The 3,719-nt window shown below is 28.2% G+C and carries 4 protein-coding genes; 3 read left to right on the top strand and 1 reads right to left on the bottom strand.

The window, feature by feature from the left end; all coding sequences use genetic code 11:
• Nucleotides 1–116: 116 nt before the first annotated feature.
• From uvrC to ACTF45_RS07990, 3 genes are all read left to right on the top strand, one after another.
• Nucleotides 117–2,087: an excinuclease ABC subunit UvrC gene (gene uvrC, locus ACTF45_RS08000; protein WP_438949740.1), complete on the top strand. Its 1,971-nt coding sequence runs from the start codon at nucleotides 117–119 to the stop codon at nucleotides 2,085–2,087.
• Nucleotides 2,088–2,175: 88 nt separating this feature from the next.
• Nucleotides 2,176–2,742: a protoporphyrinogen oxidase HemJ gene (hemJ, locus tag ACTF45_RS07995; RefSeq protein ID WP_288346893.1), complete on the top strand. Its 567-nt coding sequence runs from the start codon at nucleotides 2,176–2,178 to the stop codon at nucleotides 2,740–2,742.
• Nucleotides 2,735–3,382, top strand: a complete 648-nt coding sequence (locus ACTF45_RS07990; RefSeq protein WP_438949739.1) for a PHP domain-containing protein — start codon at nucleotides 2,735–2,737, stop codon at nucleotides 3,380–3,382. The genes hemJ and ACTF45_RS07990 overlap by 8 nt, the downstream gene beginning before the upstream one ends.
• A 1-nt stretch (nucleotide 3,383) precedes the next feature.
• Here the strand turns inward: ACTF45_RS07990 and ACTF45_RS07985 are convergent.
• A partial coding sequence (locus ACTF45_RS07985) for a cobaltochelatase subunit CobN (protein ID WP_438949738.1) occupies nucleotides 3,384–3,719 on the bottom strand: 336 nt, incomplete at its 5' end.

Below are 3,719 nucleotides of genomic sequence, written 5' to 3'. Positions count from 1 at the left end.
TGCATGGTGATCATACAGTTTTTGTTGGTGAAGTTTTATCTGCTTATTTAAATAATGATGTTGATTCGTTAAATTTAAATTCTACGGGATGGAACTACGGAGGTTAGAAATTATAGATGACTAATCCTTCAACAAAAGTTTCTACTAAAGTATTAGATAAAAAATATAATTTTAAAATTGAATATAAACTTATTAAAAATAAGGACTTATTAAAATCAAGATTATCTGAAATACCAAAGTCTTCTGGTTGTTATCTTTTTAAAGATATTGATAATAATTTACTTTATATAGGCAAATCTAAAACACTAAGAAATAGGGTCAGTAGTTACTTTAATAATTATGCTGAACTGTCACCCAGATTAAGTCTAATGGTTAGACAAATAACTGAAATTGAAATTATAGTTACAGATAGTGAGTATGAAGCTTTAAATTTAGAATCAAATTTAATTAAAACTAATAAACCTTATTTTAATATTCTATTAAAAGATGATAAAAAATATCCATATCTTTGCATTACATGGAGCGAACAATATCCAAGAATTTTTATAACAAGAAAAAGGAGAAATAGAAATAATTTTGATAGATATTATGGACCTTATGTTGATGTTGGATTATTAAGAAAAACATTATTCATAATAAAAAAAATATTTCCGTTAAGACAAAGACCTCGTCCTGTTTATAAAGATAGAACTTGCTTAAATTATTCAATTGGGAGATGTCCAGGAGTTTGTCAAGAAATAATATCCTCAGAAGATTATAAAAAAACTATGAAACAAGTATCTATGATTTTCCAAGGAAGGAACGATGATCTAGAGGTTTTTCTAGAACGAAAAATGAATCAATATTCCAATGATTTAGAATTTGAAAATGCTGCAAAAGTAAGAGATCAAATTTCAGGTTTAAAATTATTAACTGAATCTCAAAAAATATCGATACCAGACTCATCAATTAATAGAGATATTTTTGGCATTGTTTCTGAAAATAACATCTCTAGTATTCAAATTTTTCAAATGAGGTCTGGTAAATTAATAGGAAGAATTGGATATACTCAAAAAATTGATAATTGTGATGAGGCAGAGATACTACAAAGAGTATTAGAAGAGCACTACATTAATGTTGAAGGAGTTGAAATACCATCAGAAATTTTATTGCAATTTAATCTTCCAAAACATAATACAATTGAAGAATGGTTAAGTGAATTAAGGCAGAAAAAGGTTAAGTTAATTATCCCAAAAAGAAATAAAAAGTTTGAAACCGTTGAAATGGTTTTAAAAAATGCAAAATTAGAATTAGAGAGGATATTAAATGGAATTCAAGATAATGAATCTGCAATAGAAGACTTGACTCAAATACTTGAATTAACTAACCAGCCGAGAAGAATTGAAGGATATGATATTAGTCATATACAAGGAACAGATCCTGTAGCATCACAAGTAGTCTTTATAGATGGTATTCCATCCAAACAAAATTATAGAAAATATAAAATTAAAGATCCTAATATATTTATTGGACATAGTGATGATTTTGCCTCAATTTATGAGGTTATATACAGAAGATTTAAAAAATGGTCAAAATTTAAAATTGAAGGTGGCGACATTAGTTCGTTACAAGATAAGAAAAAAAGTACATTAGAAAATGATCTTCTAACAGATTGGCCTGATTTGATTATGATAGATGGCGGAAAAGGACAATTAAATGCAGCATTGAAGGCATTAACACAATTAGATCTACATGAAGAAGTTAATATATGTTCTTTAGCAAAAAAAAATGAAGAGATATTCATACCAGGTTTTTCAAAATCTCTTGATACCGATCAAAATCAAAAAGGACTTCTATTACTTCGAAGAGTAAGAGATGAAGCACATAGATTTGCATTATCATTTCATAGAAATAAAAGATCTACACGAATGAATAGATCTCAATTATCCCAAATACCAGGTTTAGGACCTTCACGTATTAAAGATTTGCTTGAGCATTTCAATTCAATTGATGCAATTAGAATTGCAAGCAGAGAAGAACTTTCAAAAGTTAAAGGTCTTGGTATGCATTCAGCAAATGATATTTATAATTACTTTAATGAGTTATAAATATTGATTAATTTTTATAAATTTAAAATTATTCACTATTAAATAAGTATTTATATTGGTAATAGTTTATGAATTATATTTTATTAATTTGTCATCAGAAGCATATTTATGGTTTAAGTCTCTTCACATCATTGGTGTAATTGTATGGTTTTCTGGCCTTTTTTATTTAGTTAGGCTTTTTATATATCATGAAGAGTCAAGAACCATGCAAGATGATTTGAAGATTGCGTTTAATGATCAATATTCCTTGATGGAAAAAAGGCTTGCCAATATTATTACTACTCCAGGAATGATACTGGCTTTAAGTATGGCTATCTGTTTAGTAATTATGCAACCTGGATGGCTCAGTGAAAAATGGCTTCAGATAAAAATTTCTTTTGTTTTGGGCTTAGTCATATATCATGTTTACTGTTATAAAATAATGAACTCTTTACAGAATGGTACTTCAAAAATATCTGCAAAAAACCTTAGATTACTAAATGAACTTCCTACATTATTGTTATTTGTAATTGTCCTATTAGTTATTTTTAAAAATAATTTCCCTACCAGTATTGCGACATGGAGTGTGTTTGGACTAATAATTTTTATGCTTTTATCTATTCAGTTATATGCAAAGATCAGAAGAAAAAATGAAGAATCTCTAAAGAATGGATAAGCAAGATTTAATAAAAATAACAGCAAATATAAATAAAGAAAGCTGTCCAGGATTAGTAAATTTTCATTGTCATACGAAATTTAGTGATGGTAGCTTTGATCCAGAACAATTATTAGATCAAGCCTTTATTAATAAAATAAAATTTATATCCATAACAGATCATCACACTGTTAAAGCACATGATTTTATTGAACAAAATAATATACTTGAAAAATATCCAACTGATTCTTTTAAACTAATTTCTGGAATTGAAATAAATTGTTTACTTCTTGGATGCTTAGTTCACGTAATTGGATTAGGAATTAATATAAAAAGTACACATCTAACACCTTATATTCAAGGTGAGTCCCCAATTGGAAATGATTTACACATCAATTCGGTAACAAAGGCAATCAGATTATCAGGAGGGTTATCTTTTCTTGCACATCCAGCGAGGTATAGAATTCCCTTTTATAAACTTATTCCTGAAGCTAATAAGCAGGGAGTTGATGGGATTGAAGTTTGGTACGATTATGATTTAAGAGAAAGATGGCAACCAAGTAATTTTGTATGTTCAGAGATAAATAAAATAACAGAAAGCCACAATATGCTTAAAACCTGTGGAACAGATAGTCATGGATATTCATTATTGGGCAGATAAACTAGTATTCGTTTTTCTCAATTTTGGCATCAGCCATATTAACAATCTTTTTTAAATTATCTAATATTTCTGGAGTATGGTCATTCCACATTTCTCTATTAATAATCTCAAGAAATCTTTGTGATAAATCTCGTAAGGCCCATGGATTATTCTCGATAAAAAACTTTTTAAGGTTCTCATCACATATCCAAGAATTATATATTTGGGTATAACACCAATCAGATACGATTTCCGTTGTGGCATCATAAGCATATAAATAATCGAGCGTTGCAGAAAACTCAAAGGCACCTTTATATCCGTTTTCCTTCATTCCATCAATCCATTTTGGATTAAGGAC

It is taken from the genome of Prochlorococcus sp. (assembly GCF_965655815.1).
GTDB classification, from domain to species: domain Bacteria; phylum Cyanobacteriota; class Cyanobacteriia; order PCC-6307; family Cyanobiaceae; genus Prochlorococcus_A; species Prochlorococcus_A pastoris.
The sequence above is the reverse complement of the archived record's forward strand: the minus strand, read 5'-3'. Positions and strand labels throughout refer to the sequence as shown.

Excerpts from the sequence above, each read along its gene's own strand:
- uvrC (WP_438949740.1), top strand. The coding sequence starts at position 117 with ATGACTAATCCTTCAACAAAAGTTTCTACTAAAGTATTAGATAAAAAA.
- ACTF45_RS07990 (WP_438949739.1), top strand. The coding sequence starts at position 2,735 with ATGGATAAGCAAGATTTAATAAAAATAACAGCAAATATAAATAAAGAA.